General features: G+C 64.9%; 13 protein-coding genes. 5 read left to right on the forward strand and 8 right to left on the reverse strand.

Going from position 1 to position 13,421, the window contains the following annotated elements; translation table 11 throughout:
* The first annotated feature begins 1 nt into the window (after position 1).
* Together FZF13_RS02850 and FZF13_RS02855 are read left to right on the forward strand one after the other, a co-directional pair.
* Positions 2-763 (forward strand): HpcH/HpaI aldolase family protein, encoded by a 762-nt coding sequence (locus FZF13_RS02850; protein ID WP_024927290.1) that lies wholly within the window; start codon positions 2-4, stop codon positions 761-763.
* Entirely contained in the window at positions 760-1,260 is a 501-nt protein-coding gene (locus FZF13_RS02855; protein WP_024926080.1) for a V4R domain-containing protein, read from the forward strand. Before FZF13_RS02850 ends, FZF13_RS02855 begins: the two co-directional genes overlap by 4 nt.
* 8 nt (positions 1,261-1,268) lie before the next feature.
* Here the strand turns inward: FZF13_RS02855 and FZF13_RS02860 are convergent, their stop codons facing one another.
* A complete protein-coding gene (locus FZF13_RS02860) occupies positions 1,269-2,099 on the reverse strand; it encodes an alpha/beta hydrolase (protein ID WP_024926081.1) in 831 nt (276 codons plus the stop codon).
* 261 nt (positions 2,100-2,360) lie between these two features.
* Between FZF13_RS02860 and FZF13_RS02865 the strand changes: the two genes are divergently transcribed.
* From FZF13_RS02865 to kynA, 3 genes are read left to right on the forward strand one after another with little or no spacing between them, the layout of a single operon-like run.
* The gene (locus FZF13_RS02865) at positions 2,361-3,980 is read left to right on the forward strand and encodes an AMP-binding protein (protein ID WP_024926082.1); all 1,620 of its coding nucleotides are present in this window, start codon (positions 2,361-2,363) and stop codon (positions 3,978-3,980) included.
* Positions 3,981-3,982: 2 nt separating this feature from the next.
* On the forward strand, positions 3,983-5,176 hold the full coding sequence (gene kynU / locus FZF13_RS02870) for a kynureninase (RefSeq protein WP_024926083.1): 1,194 nt from the start codon (positions 3,983-3,985) through the stop codon (positions 5,174-5,176).
* Positions 5,173-6,009, forward strand: a complete 837-nt coding sequence (gene kynA, locus FZF13_RS02875; RefSeq protein ID WP_024926084.1) for a tryptophan 2,3-dioxygenase — start codon at positions 5,173-5,175, stop codon at positions 6,007-6,009. The genes kynU and kynA overlap by 4 nt, the downstream gene beginning before the upstream one ends.
* A gap of 194 nt (positions 6,010-6,203) precedes the next feature.
* On the opposite strand, the gene FZF13_RS02880 is transcribed toward kynA, so the two are convergent.
* The 7 genes from FZF13_RS02880 to FZF13_RS02910 form a co-directional block, all read right to left on the reverse strand.
* Complete coding sequence (locus tag FZF13_RS02880) at positions 6,204-6,641, reverse strand: RidA family protein (protein WP_024926085.1); 438 nt, start codon at positions 6,639-6,641, stop codon at positions 6,204-6,206.
* A gap of 11 nt (positions 6,642-6,652) precedes the next feature.
* The gene (locus FZF13_RS02885) at positions 6,653-7,846 is read right to left on the reverse strand and encodes an acyl-CoA dehydrogenase family protein (RefSeq protein ID WP_024926086.1); all 1,194 of its coding nucleotides are present in this window, start codon (positions 7,844-7,846) and stop codon (positions 6,653-6,655) included.
* 2 nt (positions 7,847-7,848) lie between these two features.
* Positions 7,849-8,691, reverse strand: coding sequence for an enoyl-CoA hydratase family protein (locus tag FZF13_RS02890; protein ID WP_024926087.1), 843 nt, complete (start codon positions 8,689-8,691; stop codon positions 7,849-7,851).
* A gap of 64 nt (positions 8,692-8,755) precedes the next feature.
* Positions 8,756-9,211 carry a cupin domain-containing protein gene (locus tag FZF13_RS02895; protein WP_024926088.1) on the reverse strand — a complete coding sequence of 152 codons (456 nt, stop codon included), beginning with the start codon at positions 9,209-9,211 and terminating at the stop codon, positions 8,756-8,758.
* 27 nt (positions 9,212-9,238) lie between these two features.
* Positions 9,239-10,018: an SDR family NAD(P)-dependent oxidoreductase gene (locus FZF13_RS02900; protein WP_024926089.1), complete on the reverse strand. Its 780-nt coding sequence runs from the start codon at positions 10,016-10,018 to the stop codon at positions 9,239-9,241.
* Positions 10,015-12,339 (reverse strand): bifunctional salicylyl-CoA 5-hydroxylase/oxidoreductase, encoded by a 2,325-nt coding sequence (locus tag FZF13_RS02905; protein WP_024926090.1) that lies wholly within the window; start codon positions 12,337-12,339, stop codon positions 10,015-10,017. Before FZF13_RS02905 ends, FZF13_RS02900 begins: the two co-directional genes overlap by 4 nt.
* A gap of 221 nt (positions 12,340-12,560) precedes the next feature.
* Positions 12,561-13,301: a GntR family transcriptional regulator gene (locus FZF13_RS02910; protein ID WP_024926091.1), complete on the reverse strand. Its 741-nt coding sequence runs from the start codon at positions 13,299-13,301 to the stop codon at positions 12,561-12,563.
* Positions 13,302-13,421 lie beyond the last annotated feature (120 nt).

Raw genomic sequence — 13,421 nt, forward strand, 5'->3', positions numbered from 1 at the left:
GATGTCCATTGTCCTGTCCGGACGGCTGAAGGCACGGCTTGCAGCCAACGAAAAGCTCGGCGTGGTCTGGCTGACGCTCGGTCACGCCTCCATCGTCGAGATGGCCGCGCGAACCGGCACCGACGCCCTCGTCATCGATCTGCAGCATGGGCTGTGGGATCGCCGCTCCCTGGAAACGGCGGTGGGCATCACCGGCGGCGACGTGCCGACGATCGCGCGGGTCGCCGACTGTTCAACGACGGCGATCGGTTCGGCGCTGGACGCCGGATGCGACGGCGTTCTGGTGCCACTGATCGAGACGCGCGAACAGGCCGAACAGGCGGTCGCGGCCTCCCGCTTTCCGCCGCACGGCCATCGTTCCGGTGGTGGCGTCAGGCCGTTGGCAATCGGCTTTGGCACCTATCTCGAACGGGCGGACCGGGTCGCGGTCGGCATCATGATCGAGACCGCCAAGGGCGTCGAGAATGTCGAAGAGATCATGACGGTTCCCGGACTGGACTTTGTGCTGATCGGCACCGGCGATCTCGGCATCTCCTATGCGGCGCGCGGCAAGGACGCCAGCGCCATCGAGGACGCCTGCCGGCTGGTGAAGGATGCCTGCAGCAGGGCCGGCGTGCCCTGCGGTATCTTCACCGGCAGCCTCGACAAGGCGCGGCAGCGGCGGGCGGAAGGCTACAGCCTCGTCGTCCTGGCCAGCGATGTCGACGTCGTGCGCGACGCGTTCGACGGAGCGGTTCGCGGCTTCGCCGAGGCGGCATCGTGAAGGCGCCCTTTCGCCAGCGCCTGGATTTCGACAGCGCCAACGGCCAGGTGCTCGACGAGAGCCGCCGCTACATGCTGATGCGGCCGGAAGCCCTGATGGGCCTGTTCCGCCGCCTCGACGATACGGGGCGACGGAACGCCTTCGAGGCGCTTGCCGCCTCGGTCATCGAGATGGGCGGCGACAGCGCCCGCGCCTACAAGGCGCATGGCGGCGGCGACGCCGACGCGCTGCTCTCGACAGTGGCCGGCACCGCCCCCGATCTCGGCTGGGGTGTCTGGTCGTTCAGCCGCGATGCGGCCGGCATCGAACTGACTGTGCGCAACAGTCCCTTCGCCGCCGGTTACGGTCCTTCATCGCAGCCCGTCTGCCACGCCATCGCCGGCATGGCGACAGCGGTCGGCCGCATGGTGCTTGGCCGCGACGATGTTGTCGCGCGCGAAACCGAATGCGCGGCCTGCGGCGCGCCCGCCTGTCGCTTCGAGACGCGGCAGGCCTGAGACAGGCGCTAGCCTTCCAGCAGGGTTCGGGTCAGCGGGTGCGCGGCATCCGCCAGCCCGTCGATGACATTGAAATGGTGGCGGTCCGGCTCGGCGTAGAAGCCGGTCGCGGCGCCGAGGCCGGTCCAGATGTTGGCGAGCAATTCCGATTGGCGGATGAATTCGGAGCGCTCGCCGCCGCCCACCCAGCAAACCAGGCGCGCACCATCCATCGGCGGCAGCAGAGCCGGGCTCTCGGCGAGGGCCTCGGCCTGATCGATCTTCAGCGTGTCGTTCATCCCCGTCTTCATGATCGGCCGCAGGTCATGCACGCCGGACAAGGAGACGGTGTTGACGATGCGGCGACGGACGCCGTCCGATAGCGGCGATGTCGTGGAAATCATGCGCGTGACCAGATGGCCGCCGGCGGAATGGCCGGTGAGGCGGATGTCGCCGCTCACCAGTTCCGCCGCCTTTTCAATGGCCTTGCCGATCTCAGCGGTGATGTCGGTTATGCGCGCTTGCGGCGCCAGCGTATAGGACGGCATTGTCACCGCATAGCCGCTTTCAACGGCGCCGCGCGCCAGATACGACCAGAAACTCTTGTCGAGCGCCATCCAGTAGCCGCCATGCACGAAGACGACCAGGCCCTTGGGAGCCCCGGCGGGCAGGAACAGGTCGAGGCGGTTGCGTTCGCCTCCGTCATACGCGATGTCGAGTTGCGCGCGGCCAGCGGCCGAGAGTTCCTTGCGATAGGCGGCCGCCGGCGCCACCCAGGCCTCCGGCCACCGATCGCCGCCGGCGATGTTGACACCGTTGGAATAGGCGCCATCCCAATCCTGCACTTTGCGAACGATCATCCGAAGCGTCTCCTGCCCACCACCGGCTGTTTGGCCGATCCCGTCGTGCCGTACAATAGCCACATGGAGGCAGGCTTCAACGATAAACTTTATGCTTGAAATAACCCATGCCCTATGCGAGCGTTCGTCCCGGCGGGATCGATCCGGATCGTGCGGCGAAGGCCGTTCGGGCCAAGAACCGGCACCGCCACGCCGGATATGACCAAAACCCGCATGAAGACGGCCGGCGCACATCATATGGAAGCTGGGAGATCGAACGAGATGCTTGGGCCGACGGCGCATATCGACACGTTCGCGCGCGACAACCTCCCGCCTCCGGATCTTTGGCCCGACTTTCTCCTCGACCGTTTCGATTATCCCGACCGCCTCAATGCCGGCGTCGAGCTGACCGACCGGCTGGTGGAGAAGGGTTTCGGCGACCACACCGCGCTGATCGGCAACGGACGCCGCCGCACCTATAAGGAACTGGCCGACTGGACCAGCCGGCTGGCGCATGCGCTGGTCGAGAATTACGGCGTCAAGCCGGGCAACCGCGTCTTGATCCGTTCGGCGAACAACCCGGCCATGGTGGCCTGCTGGCTGGCGGCGACCAAGGCCGGCGCTGTGGTGGTCAACACCATGCCGATGCTGCGCGCCGGCGAACTCGCCCAGATCGTCGACAAGGCCGAGATCAGCCTGGCGCTGTGCGACACGCGGCTGATGGAAGAAATGGTGGCCTGCGCCAAGCAGAGCCATTTCCTCAAACAGGTCATCGGCTTCGACGGGACCGCCAACCACGACGCCGAACTCGACCGTGTCGCGCTGGACAAGGACGTGCGTTTCGAGGCGGTCAACACCGGGCGCGACGATGTCGCCCTGCTCGGCTTCACCTCGGGAACGACGGGCGAGCCGAAAGCGACGATGCATTTCCATCGTGATCTGCTGATCATCGCCGACGGCTATGCCCAGGAGGTGCTGGGCGTGACGCCGGACGACATCTTTGTCGGGTCGCCGCCGCTCGCCTTCACCTTCGGCCTGGGTGGGCTGGCCATTTTCCCGCTGCGCTTTGGCGCGGCGGCGACGCTGCTTGAAAACGCCTCGCCGCCCAACATGATCGAGATCATCCAGACCTATCGCGCCACCGTCTGCTTCACGGCGCCGACCGCCTATCGCGCCATGCTGGTGGCGATGGACAAGGGCGCGGACCTGTCCTCGCTGCGCGCCGCGGTCTCGGCCGGCGAAACGCTGCCGGCGCCGGTCTACGAAGAATGGATGGAAAAGACCGGCAAGCCGATGCTGGACGGCATCGGCGCCACCGAGATGCTGCACATCTTCATCTCGAACCGCTTCGGCGATTCCAAGCCGGCCTGTACCGGCAAGCCGGTGAGCGGTTACCAGGCAAAGATCGTCGACGACGACATGAACGAAGTGCCGCGCGGCGAGGTCGGCCGGCTGGCCGTACGCGGCCCGACCGGCTGCCGCTATCTTGCCGACGAACGCCAGCGCAAATATGTGCGCGACGGCTGGAACCTGACCGGCGATTCCTTCATCCAGGACGAGGATGGCTATTTCCATTTCGCCGCGCGCTCCGACGACATGATCATTTCCGCCGGCTACAACATCGCGGGCCCGGAAGTGGAAGCGGCGTTGCTTTCGCACCCCGACGTCAAGGAATGCGCGGTGATCGGCGTACCCGATGAGGAGCGCGGGCAGATCGTGCAGGCGCATGTCGTGCTGATGGCGGGAGTGGCGCCGGACGAATTGACCCGCAAACGGCTGCAGGATCACGTCAAGGCGACGATCGCGCCCTACAAATATCCGCGTTCGATGAAGTTCATCGACGCATTGCCGAAAACCCAGACTGGAAAGATCCAGCGCTTCCGCCTGAAAGACGCCCATTGACCATGACCGATTTCGCCAGAACACGCGCCCTATTCCACATGCCGGAAGGCGTCTTCTATCTCGACGGCAACTCGCTGGGGCCGCTGCCGAAAAGTGCCGTCCAGCGCGTGCAGGACATGATGACCGCCCAATGGGGCGAACAGCTGATCCGCGGCTGGAACGCTTCGGGCTGGATGATGCAGCCTCGCAAACTGGGCGACCGCATCGGCAGGCTGATCGGCGCGCCTCAAGGCACCGTCGTCGTCGGCGACACGCTGTCGATCAAGGTCTATCAGGCGCTGGCCTCTGCACTCGATCTCAACCCGTCGCGACGGGTGGTGCTGTCCGACAGCGGCAATTTCCCGTCCGATCTCTACATGGCGCAAGGCCTGCTGGGCTCGCTGGACAAGGGTTACGAGCTGAAGGTGGTGGAACCCGAAGCGGTCGAGGCGTCGATCGATGAAAGCGTCGCCGTCTTGATGATCACCGAAGTGGATTACCGCACCGGCCGCCTGCACGACATGAAGAAGCTGACGGCCAAGGCCCATGCCGCCGGCGTCATCACCGTCTGGGACCTCGCGCATTCGGCCGGCGCGCTCGCCGTCGACCTTGAAGGCACCAAGGCGGACTTCGCCGTTGGCTGCACCTACAAATATCTGAATGGCGGCCCGGGCGCGCCGGCCTTCATCTATGTCGCGCCAAAACACACCGACAAGGTGCGCCCTGCCCTTTCCGGCTGGCTCGGCCATGAAAGCCCCTTCGCCTTCGACCTCGACTACCGCTCAGGTGCCGGCATCGACCGCATGCGCGTTGGCACGCCGGCGGTGATCGCCATGGCAGCACTTGATGCCGCGATGGACGCCTGGGAAGGTGTTTCGATGGCGGATGTCCGCAAGCAGTCGATCGCGCTCGCCGACCTCTTCATCCGCGAGGTCGAGACACGCTGCCCGGAATTGACGCTTGCCTCGCCGCGCAATGGCGCCGAACGCGGTAGCCAGGTTTCGTTCCGGCACCCGGAAGGCTACGCCATCATGCAGGCGCTGATCGCACGCGGCGTCATCGGCGATTTCCGTGCGCCCGACGCGATCCGCTTCGGCTTCACGCCGCTCTATATAGGCGAGCAGGAAGTGCTCGGTGCGGTCGGTGTGCTGGAGGACGTCATGACCAACCGGCGCTGGGACGAACCGCAATACCGCAAGAAGGCCCTGGTGACATGAGCAAGCCTTACGACCCTTCCAAGGAAGGCGCTGAGATGTCGTTCAAGGAGCGTATGTCCTATGGCGACTATCTGCATCTCGAACGCGTGCTGGATGCGCAGGAGCCGCTATCGACCGCGCATGACGAGCTGTTGTTCATCATCCAGCACCAGACGTCCGAACTGTGGATGAAGCTGGCGATCCATGAGATCCGCTCGGCCATGCGCGCGATCCGGGCCGACCGGCCACAGCCTGCCTTCAAGATGCTGACCCGGGTGGCGCGCATCTTCGAACAGCTCAACAATTCCTGGGACGTGCTGCGCACGATGACACCCAGCGAATACACCGAGTTCCGCAATTCGCTCGGCCAGTCGTCGGGTTTCCAGTCCTATCAATACCGGGCCGTCGAATTCCTGGTCGGCAACCGCAATACGGCGATGCTCGGCCCGCACGCCCATGACCCGGAGCTGATCGCCAAGCTTGAGGGCATCTTGGCCGAACCCAGCCTCTATGACGAGGCGCTGCAGCTTTTGTCACGCAACGGCTTCGATATCGGCCCCGATGCGAGCCGCACCGACTGGCGCGAGACCCGCGAAGAGAATCCGCAGGTGCTGGAAGCCTGGAAGGCGGTCTATGCGGCACCGCAGAAATATTGGGATCTCTACGAGCTCGCCGAGAAGCTGGTCGATTTCGAGGATTATTTCCGGCGCTGGCGTTTCAACCACGTCACCACGGTCGAGCGCATCATCGGCCTGAAGCGCGGCACCGGCGGCACAGGCGGCGTCTCCTATCTGCGCAAGATGCTGGAGGTGGTGCTGTTCCCGGAACTTTGGAACGTTCGCACCCGGCTGTAGAACGCTTGAGCTGTTGGCTTAAGCATTGCCAAGATGACGCCGCCCCTCATCTGCCTGCCGGCATCTTCTCCCCGTGAAGAACGGGGAGAAGAGAGATTGGCCGCAACGCCGCCGCCGCCTCTCCCCGTTCTTCACGGGGAGAGGGTAAGGGTGAGGGGCAGCGCCCACGGCCGAGCAAAAAACGTCGAACCTGTTTAGTCTGGCACCACCGCCGTCGCCTGGATTTCCACCAGCGCCTCGTCCTCGACCAGCCCGGAGACCTGGACGACTGCCATGGCAGGGAAATTGCGGCCCATGGTCGCCTTCCAGGCCGCGCCGATCTCCTTCAGCGAAGCCGAATAGGCTTTGCGGTCGAGCACATACCAGGTCATGGTGGTGACGTGTTCGGGGCCGGCGCCGCCCTCGCGCAGGATGGCGACGATGTTTTCCAGCGTCTGCCTGATCTGGCCGGGCAGATCATGCGCCTCGAATTTGCATTGACTGTTCCAGCCGATCTGGCCGCCGACGAAAATGGTGCGGCCGCGTGCTTCCATACCGTTGGCATAGCCGATGGGCTTGGCCCAGCCTTCCGGCTGCAGCACCCGGTGCGGCGTCGTGGCGGCCTTGTGTTCGGGCTTAACGGTCACGTTCATGTCTACTCCAGTCATTTCCCGGCACTTTTCATCAACTCACGGCCGATGATCAGCTTCTGAACTTCGGTGGCGCCCTCATAGATGCGCAGCGCGCGGATTTCGCGGTAAAGGCTCTCGGTGATCTCGCCGACGCGCACGCCGCGACCGCCGAACATCTGCAGCGCCTGGTCGATCACCCATTGCGCGTTCTCAGTGGCGGTCATCTTGGCCATTGCGGCCTCGCGCGTAATCGGCAATTTCTGCACGTCGCGCCGCCAGGCGGTGCGCACGGTGAGCAGCGATGCAGCGTCGATGGCCGTCGCCATCTCGCCCAGCGTGCTTTGCGCGGTCGGCAGGTCGGCCAGCGTCGCCCCGAACATTTTTCGTGATTTGGCATGCGCCACGGCTTCATCCAGCGCGCGGCGGGCGAAACCCAGAGCGGCGGCGGCGACGGACGGGCGGAAGATGTCAAGCGTGCGCATGGCGATCTTGAATCCCTCGCCCGGCTGGCCGAGCAGGTTCGCCGCCGGCACGCGGCAATTGTCGAAGCGGATGCGGGCAAGCGGATGCGGCGCGATGGTTTCGATGCGCTCGGCGATGTGGAAACCCGGCGTGTCGGCGAAAACCACGAAGGCCGAAATGCCGCGCGTGCCCGGCGCCTCGCCGGTGCGGGCAAAGACAGTGTAGACATCGGCGATGCCGCCGTTGGAGATGAACACCTTCTCGCCATTGAGCACGAATTCCTCGCCCCGCCGTTCGGCTGACGTGCTCATCGCCGCAACGTCGGAACCGGCCTCCGGCTCGGTCAATGCAAAGGCCGAGATCAGCTCACCCTTGGCGATTTTCGGCAGGATCGCCTGCTTGATCTGAGGCGAGCCCGACAGGCTGATGGCGCCGGTGCCCAGCCCCTGCATGGCGAAGGCGAAATCCGCCAGCCCGTCGGCATAGGCGAGCGTTTCGCGGATCAGGCAGAGCGAGCGGCTGTCGATCTCCGTCGCGGCGCCGCCAAATTCGGCCGGCACGCAGTGGCGCAGGAAGCCGCCGGCGCCCAGCTTGCGCACCAGGCCCTTGCAGGCGGTATCGGCATCGTGATGGTCGACATGGCCAAGGCCGCCGCCGGCGACAAAACGATCGAGATCGGCGGCCAAGGCCCTGTGACTGTCGGCGAAGAACGGCCAGTCGAGATGGTCGCGCGTCGGGCCGCTGGAACGCTGTTGGCTGTCCATCGTCAGTTTCCTTCGAAGACCGGCTTCGACTTGGCGGCGAAAGCCTCGAAAGCGCGGCGGAAATCGCCGGTGGCCATGCAGATGGCCTGCGCCTGCGCTTCCGATTCGATCAGTTCCTCGATGCCCATCGACCATTCCTGGTCGAGCATCTTCTTGGTCATGGCATGCGCGAACCAGGGGCCGTCGGCGAGATTGCGGGCGAAGCGCTGCGCCTCGGCCAACATCACAGGGCGCTCATGCAGGGCATTGTAGAAACCCCAGGCGTGGCCTTCGGCCGCCGACAGCGAGCGGCCGGTGAACAGAAGCTCCGCCGCGCGGCCCTGGCCGATGATGCGCGGGAGAATGCCGCAGGCGCCCATGTCGGCGCCGGCGAGGCCAACGCGGGTGAACAGGAAGGCGGTCTTGGCCTCGGGCGTGGCGACACGGTAATCGGCGCTCATCGCCAGGATGGCGCCGGCGCCGGCGCAGATGCCGTCGACGGCGGCGATGACAGGCTGCGGGCAGGCGCGGATCTGGCGCACCAGATCGCCGGTCATGCGGGTGAAGGACAAGAGTTCCGGCATCGCCATCCTAGTCAGCGGCTCGATGATCTCGAACACGTCGCCACCCGAGGAGAAATTGTCGCCGGCACCGGTCAACACCACCGTGCGCACATCGCTTGCCTTGTGCAAGGAACGGAACAGGTCGCCCAGTTCCTCGTAGCTTTCGAAGGTCAGCGGGTTCTTGCGCTCCGGCCGGTTGAGCGTGATCGTCGCCACACGACCGTCCTCGTCGGTCTCGAAGAGGAAATGCTTGGCCTTGTGGCCCTTGAACGGGCGCTTCTTGTCCAGCATCGCGTTGGTCATCACTCATCCATCCTTGGCTTGGTTCGGCGAGCCGCAGAGGCGTCGCCCGATTTTTGTCTCGCCGTCAGTCGCTGGCCGACGGCGGCAGGAAATCCACGTCGTGCTCGGCCGAAAGCCTCACCACTTCCTCGACATCGGTCAGCTTGTGCAGCTTCTTGAACAGATCCTCGAGCCTGCCGGCCGGCGAGACCCAGAACAGCGCGCGCGCCGGCTTGTCCGACTTGTTGAAATAACCGTGCGGGATGCCACGCGGCATGCGCACCAGATCGCCGGCCTTTGCCGTGAACCACTTGCCGTCGAGCTTCAATTCCAGCTGCCCCTCCTGCACGAGGATGAATTCCTCCTGCATCGGGTGAATGTGAACCGGCACGAACTGGCCGGGATCGCTGTTGGTCTCGAAGGCAAAGCTGGAAGCGCAGGTCGCCTTTGGAAAATAGCGCTGGCCAAGAATGTTCCATTCGGTGCCGCCGAACCCGGTACCGTGTTCGGTAATGCCCTTTTCCAGTGCCTTGTCGGTCATCCGTTCCTCCCCTTTTGTGATTTATCGTCAGCCGGTCATGACTTCGCCGCCGGCAACCGCGATCGCCTGGCCGGTGATGGCGCTGGCGCCTTCCGACACCAGCCACAGCACGGCGTCGGCGACCTCCTGCGGCGCGACCAGCCTTCCCTGCGGATTGGAGCGTGCCAGATTGGCGCGTGCCTCGTCGGCGGTGCGCCCCGTCTTGCCGACGATGGTCTCGACCGCGCCATCGAGCAGCGGCGTGTCGGTGAAACCGGGGCAGACGGCGTTGACGGTGATGTCGCTGCGCGCCAGTTCCAGCGCCAGCGCCCGGGTCAGCCCGACAACGCCGTGCTTGGAGGCGCAGTAGGCGGAGACGTAAGCGTAACCCGTCAGGCCCGCAGTGCTGGCGACGTTGACGATGCGGCCCTTGCCGGCCTTGCGGATCGACGGCAGCAATGCCTGCGTGACCAGGAACGTGCCGGTCAGGTTGATGCCGATGACGCGGTTCCACAGCGCCGCGTCGGTGCGTTCGAACGGCGCCGACGGCGCCTCGCCGGCGCAATTGACCAGTACCGCCACCTCGCCGCAAGCGGCGATCGCCCTGGCGCTGCCGACGGCAATCGCCGCCGCATCGGTCACGTCGAAACCATCGATCACCACGGACTTGCCGCCCGTCGCCGCGATCTCCCTGGAAACCTCGTCCAGCGGCGCGGCATGACGGCCGGCCAGCGACACGACATGGCCACGGGCCGCCAGGGCCAGCGCGATGGCGCGGCCGATGCCGCTGCCGGCGCCAGTGACAAGGGCGTGACGCGGCTGGCTCATTTGCGGCCCGCCGCCTCGGCCGCCGCGCGCGCCAGATTGGTCTCATATTGCGCGCGGCCCGAATAATACTGCTTCGGCCAGAGCTGCCCGGCATAGCCGATCCTGGCGGCCTCGTGCATGACGAAGGCCGGGTCGGCGAGATGCGGGCGCGCGATGGCGCAGAGGTCGGCGCGACCGGCGGCGATAATCGAGTTGGCGTGGTCGGCCTCCGAGATCGCGCCGACGGCGACGGTCGAAACCTGCACCTCGTTGCGGATCTTGTCGGAGAACGGCGTCTGCCACAGGCGGCCGTAAACCGGCGCCTCCTCCTTGACCACCTGGCCCGACGAGCAGTCGATCAGGTCGGCGCCGGCATCCTTGAACATGCGGGCGAAGATCGCCGCATCCTCCGGCGTGTTGCCGCCGTCGGACCAGTCGTTGGTGGAAAGGCGTACCGAGATCGGCTTCTCTTCCGGCCAGACGGCGCGGATGGCGTGGAACACTTCCAGCGGATATTTCGCCCGCGCCGCATGATCGCCGCCATACTCGTCCTGGCGGCGATTGGTCAGCGGCGACAGGAAGGCGGACAGCAGATAGCCGTGCGCGCAATGCAGTTCGAGGATGTCGAAACCGATCTCGTCGGCCCATTTCGCGGCCCGGACGAAATCGCCCTTGATCCGCTCCATATCCTCGCGCGTGGCCGCGCGCGGCACCTCGGAATGCTTGAGATAGGGAATGGCGGAAGCCGAGATCAGCGGCCAGCCACCCTCGGTCACCGGCTGGTCGATGCCGTCCCAGGCAAGCTTGGTCGCGCCCTTGCGGCCGGCATGGCCAAGCTGGATGCCGATCTTGGCCGGCGTATCGCCGTGAACGAATTCGACCACGCGCTTCCAGGCTTGCTTCTGCTCCTCGTTCCACAGGCCAAGGCAGCCGGGGGTGATGCGCGCGTCGGGAGACACGCAGGTCATTTCCGGGAACACCAGTGCCGCACCGCCCATGGCGCGCGAACCCAGATGAACGAGATGGAAATCGTTCGGCATGCCGTCCTTGGCCGAATACATCGCCATCGGCGAGACGATGACACGGTTGTGCAAGGTCATGCCACGCACCTTGAACGGCGTGAACATCGGCGGCACCGGCCTGCCATTGGGCTGGGCGGGCGCGCCGGCGCGCTCGGCGAACCAGCGCTCATAGCCTTCCAGCCAGTCCTTGTCGCGCAGGCGCAAATTCTCGTGGCTGATGCGCTGCGAGCGCGTCAGCATCGAATACATGAACTGTTCCGGCTCCAGCGTGTCGGCATAACGCGTGCCAACCACCTCGAACCATTCCATGGCGTTGCGCGCCGCGTTCTGGATGCGGGCGACGTCGACGCGGCGCACCTCTTCATAGGCCTCGAGCACGGCCGGGATGTTCTTGGCGTCGTGGCCGGCAATGTTGAACTGGTTGGTCAGTTCGATGGCGTCGTCGATGGCGAGCTTGGTGCCCGAGCCGATGGCGAAATGCGCGGTGTGGGCGCTGTCGCCCATCAAGACGACATGGCTGTTGCCGTTGAAATGGCTCCACTTGCCGCAGATCAGCCGGCCGAAATTCAGCCAGGCCGAGCCGCGCATATGGCGGGCATTGGTCATCAGGCTGTGGCCGTCGAGCGTCTCGGCGAACAGCTTCTCGCAGAAGGCGATCGACTGGTCCTGATCCATCTTGTCGATGCCGTGCGCCTGGAACACCTCGTCGGTGGTCTCGACGATGAAGGTCGAGGTGGTGTCGTCGAAACGGTAGATATGCGCCTGGAACCAGCCATGCTCGGTGCGTTGGAAATCGAAGGTGAAGGCATCGAAGGCCTTGTTGGTGCCGAGCCAGATGAAGCGGTTCGGCCGGACCACCATATCGGGCTTGAAGACGTCGGCATATTTCGCCCGGATGCGCGAATTGACGCCATCCGAGGAGATGATGAGGTCGGCGTCGGGGAATTCCTGATCGCCCGTCACCTCGCGCTCGAACACCATCTCGACGCCGAGTTCGATGCAGCGGTCCTGCAGGATGTTGAGCATCTTCTTGCGGCCGATGCCGACGAAGCCATGGCCGGTGGTGCGGATCTTGCGACCCTTGAACACCAGTTCGATGTCGTCCCAATGATTGAAGGCGTCCTCGATGGTGGCCGCTGTCTCGGGGTCCCATTTGCGCATCGACTGCATGGTGGCGTCGGAGAAGACCACGCCCCAGCCAAAAGTGTCGTAGGGCCGATTGCGCTCGACCACGGTGACTTGATGCTCGGGGTTCTGCTTCTTCATCAGCAGGGCAAAATAGAGCCCGGCCGGTCCGCCGCCGATGCATACGATCTTCATGGCCATCTCCGCTTGCTTCACGGTCCAGCGGACCGCGCGTCAACCATGAGACGAGTGTGGTCTGGATCGAAAGATATTTCAAGCTTAAAGTTATTGGAATGCCGCGATAGTCATCGCCGATGAAGGCTTCCCCACAGGGAAAGGGCGAAACGAAAGCGCAGGCCTTCGGCCCAGGACCTGAAGAGAACGGGGAGCGAACTGCAAAAATCGTGGTGGAAACGCTACGCCGCCTTGCCGGCGTCGACACCTTCGAAGGTGACGAAAGCCTGCAGGGTGAAGGAGATGTGCTCGGTCATCAGCCCGCGGGCGCGTTCGATGTCGCGATCGAAGGCGGCATCCATCAGCGCGGTGTGATGGTCGATGCCCATGGCATCGTGCAAGGCAGCGACCGCCATTTCGAAATTGCCGCCACGGCCGCGCGCGGCGCGCAGCATCGGCGCAAGACTGAGAAAATGCTGGTGGCGGCGCAACTGGTCGTAGACCATCGCCTGGAAACGCAGCAGCCAGGCGGAACTGGCGGCACTGACGAGCGCGGCGTGAAAGGCGGCGTGACGCTCGTCCCACTCCTCGACCGCCGCCTCGGACGGGTCGTCCGGCGTGAACTTGCAACGCGAAAGCCGGTAATGCGCGGTGACCACGGCCGATTCCCATTCGGCCCCGCCCTTCTCGATCGATTCCTGCAGCAGCGGCAGCTCGACCACTTCCCGCGCCCGGATGAGGTCCTCCAGTTCGGCGCGCGACACGGGCGCGACGGCGAAGCCGCGGTTGGAGACGGCGGTGACCAGCTTTTCCGCTTCCAGCCTGGACAGGGCCTCGCGCAGCGGCGTCCAGCCGAAGCCGTAAGCCTGGTTCAGCGCGCCGAGCTTCAGCGGCGAGCCGGGCTCCAGCCGCGTGGTGAGGATGTCACGCCTCAACCGCGAATAGGCCGCTTCCGTCTTGGTCGAAGGCTCCTCACCCCGCATCGCACTTTTCCTCCACGCAAGGATCATATATTTGGCGGACCTATCGGCAAAATAATATATCAAACATCCACAGGGGATAGTTTATATATAAACCTTTTGACAAGGTTTGCCGACCCGTTA

Source organism: Mesorhizobium terrae (genome assembly GCF_008727715.1).
Taxonomy (GTDB): Bacteria; Pseudomonadota; Alphaproteobacteria; order Rhizobiales; family Rhizobiaceae; genus Mesorhizobium; species Mesorhizobium terrae.

What these genes read in the sequence shown, in the direction of transcription:
- FZF13_RS02890 (WP_024926087.1), bottom strand. Translation starts at nt 8,691, where the DNA reads ATGACCAACGCGATGCTGGACAAGAAGCGCCCGTTCAAGGGCCACAAG.
- FZF13_RS02880 (WP_024926085.1), bottom strand. Translation starts at nt 6,641, where the DNA reads ATGAACGTGACCGTTAAGCCCGAACACAAGGCCGCCACGACGCCGCAC.
- FZF13_RS02910 (WP_024926091.1), bottom strand. Translation starts at nt 13,301, where the DNA reads ATGCGGGGTGAGGAGCCTTCGACCAAGACGGAAGCGGCCTATTCGCGG.
- FZF13_RS02860 (WP_024926081.1), bottom strand. Translation starts at nt 2,099, where the DNA reads ATGATCGTTCGCAAAGTGCAGGATTGGGATGGCGCCTATTCCAACGGT.
- FZF13_RS02885 (WP_024926086.1), bottom strand. Translation starts at nt 7,846, where the DNA reads ATGGACAGCCAACAGCGTTCCAGCGGCCCGACGCGCGACCATCTCGAC.
- FZF13_RS02905 (WP_024926090.1), bottom strand. Translation starts at nt 12,339, where the DNA reads ATGAAGATCGTATGCATCGGCGGCGGACCGGCCGGGCTCTATTTTGCC.
- FZF13_RS02865 (WP_024926082.1), top strand. Translation starts at nt 2,361, where the DNA reads ATGCTTGGGCCGACGGCGCATATCGACACGTTCGCGCGCGACAACCTC.
- kynU (WP_024926083.1), top strand. Translation starts at nt 3,983, where the DNA reads ATGACCGATTTCGCCAGAACACGCGCCCTATTCCACATGCCGGAAGGC.
- FZF13_RS02850 (WP_024927290.1), top strand. Translation starts at nt 2, where the DNA reads ATGTCCATTGTCCTGTCCGGACGGCTGAAGGCACGGCTTGCAGCCAAC.
- FZF13_RS02900 (WP_024926089.1), bottom strand. Translation starts at nt 10,018, where the DNA reads ATGAGCCAGCCGCGTCACGCCCTTGTCACTGGCGCCGGCAGCGGCATC.
- FZF13_RS02895 (WP_024926088.1), bottom strand. Translation starts at nt 9,211, where the DNA reads ATGACCGACAAGGCACTGGAAAAGGGCATTACCGAACACGGTACCGGG.
- kynA (WP_024926084.1), top strand. Translation starts at nt 5,173, where the DNA reads ATGAGCAAGCCTTACGACCCTTCCAAGGAAGGCGCTGAGATGTCGTTC.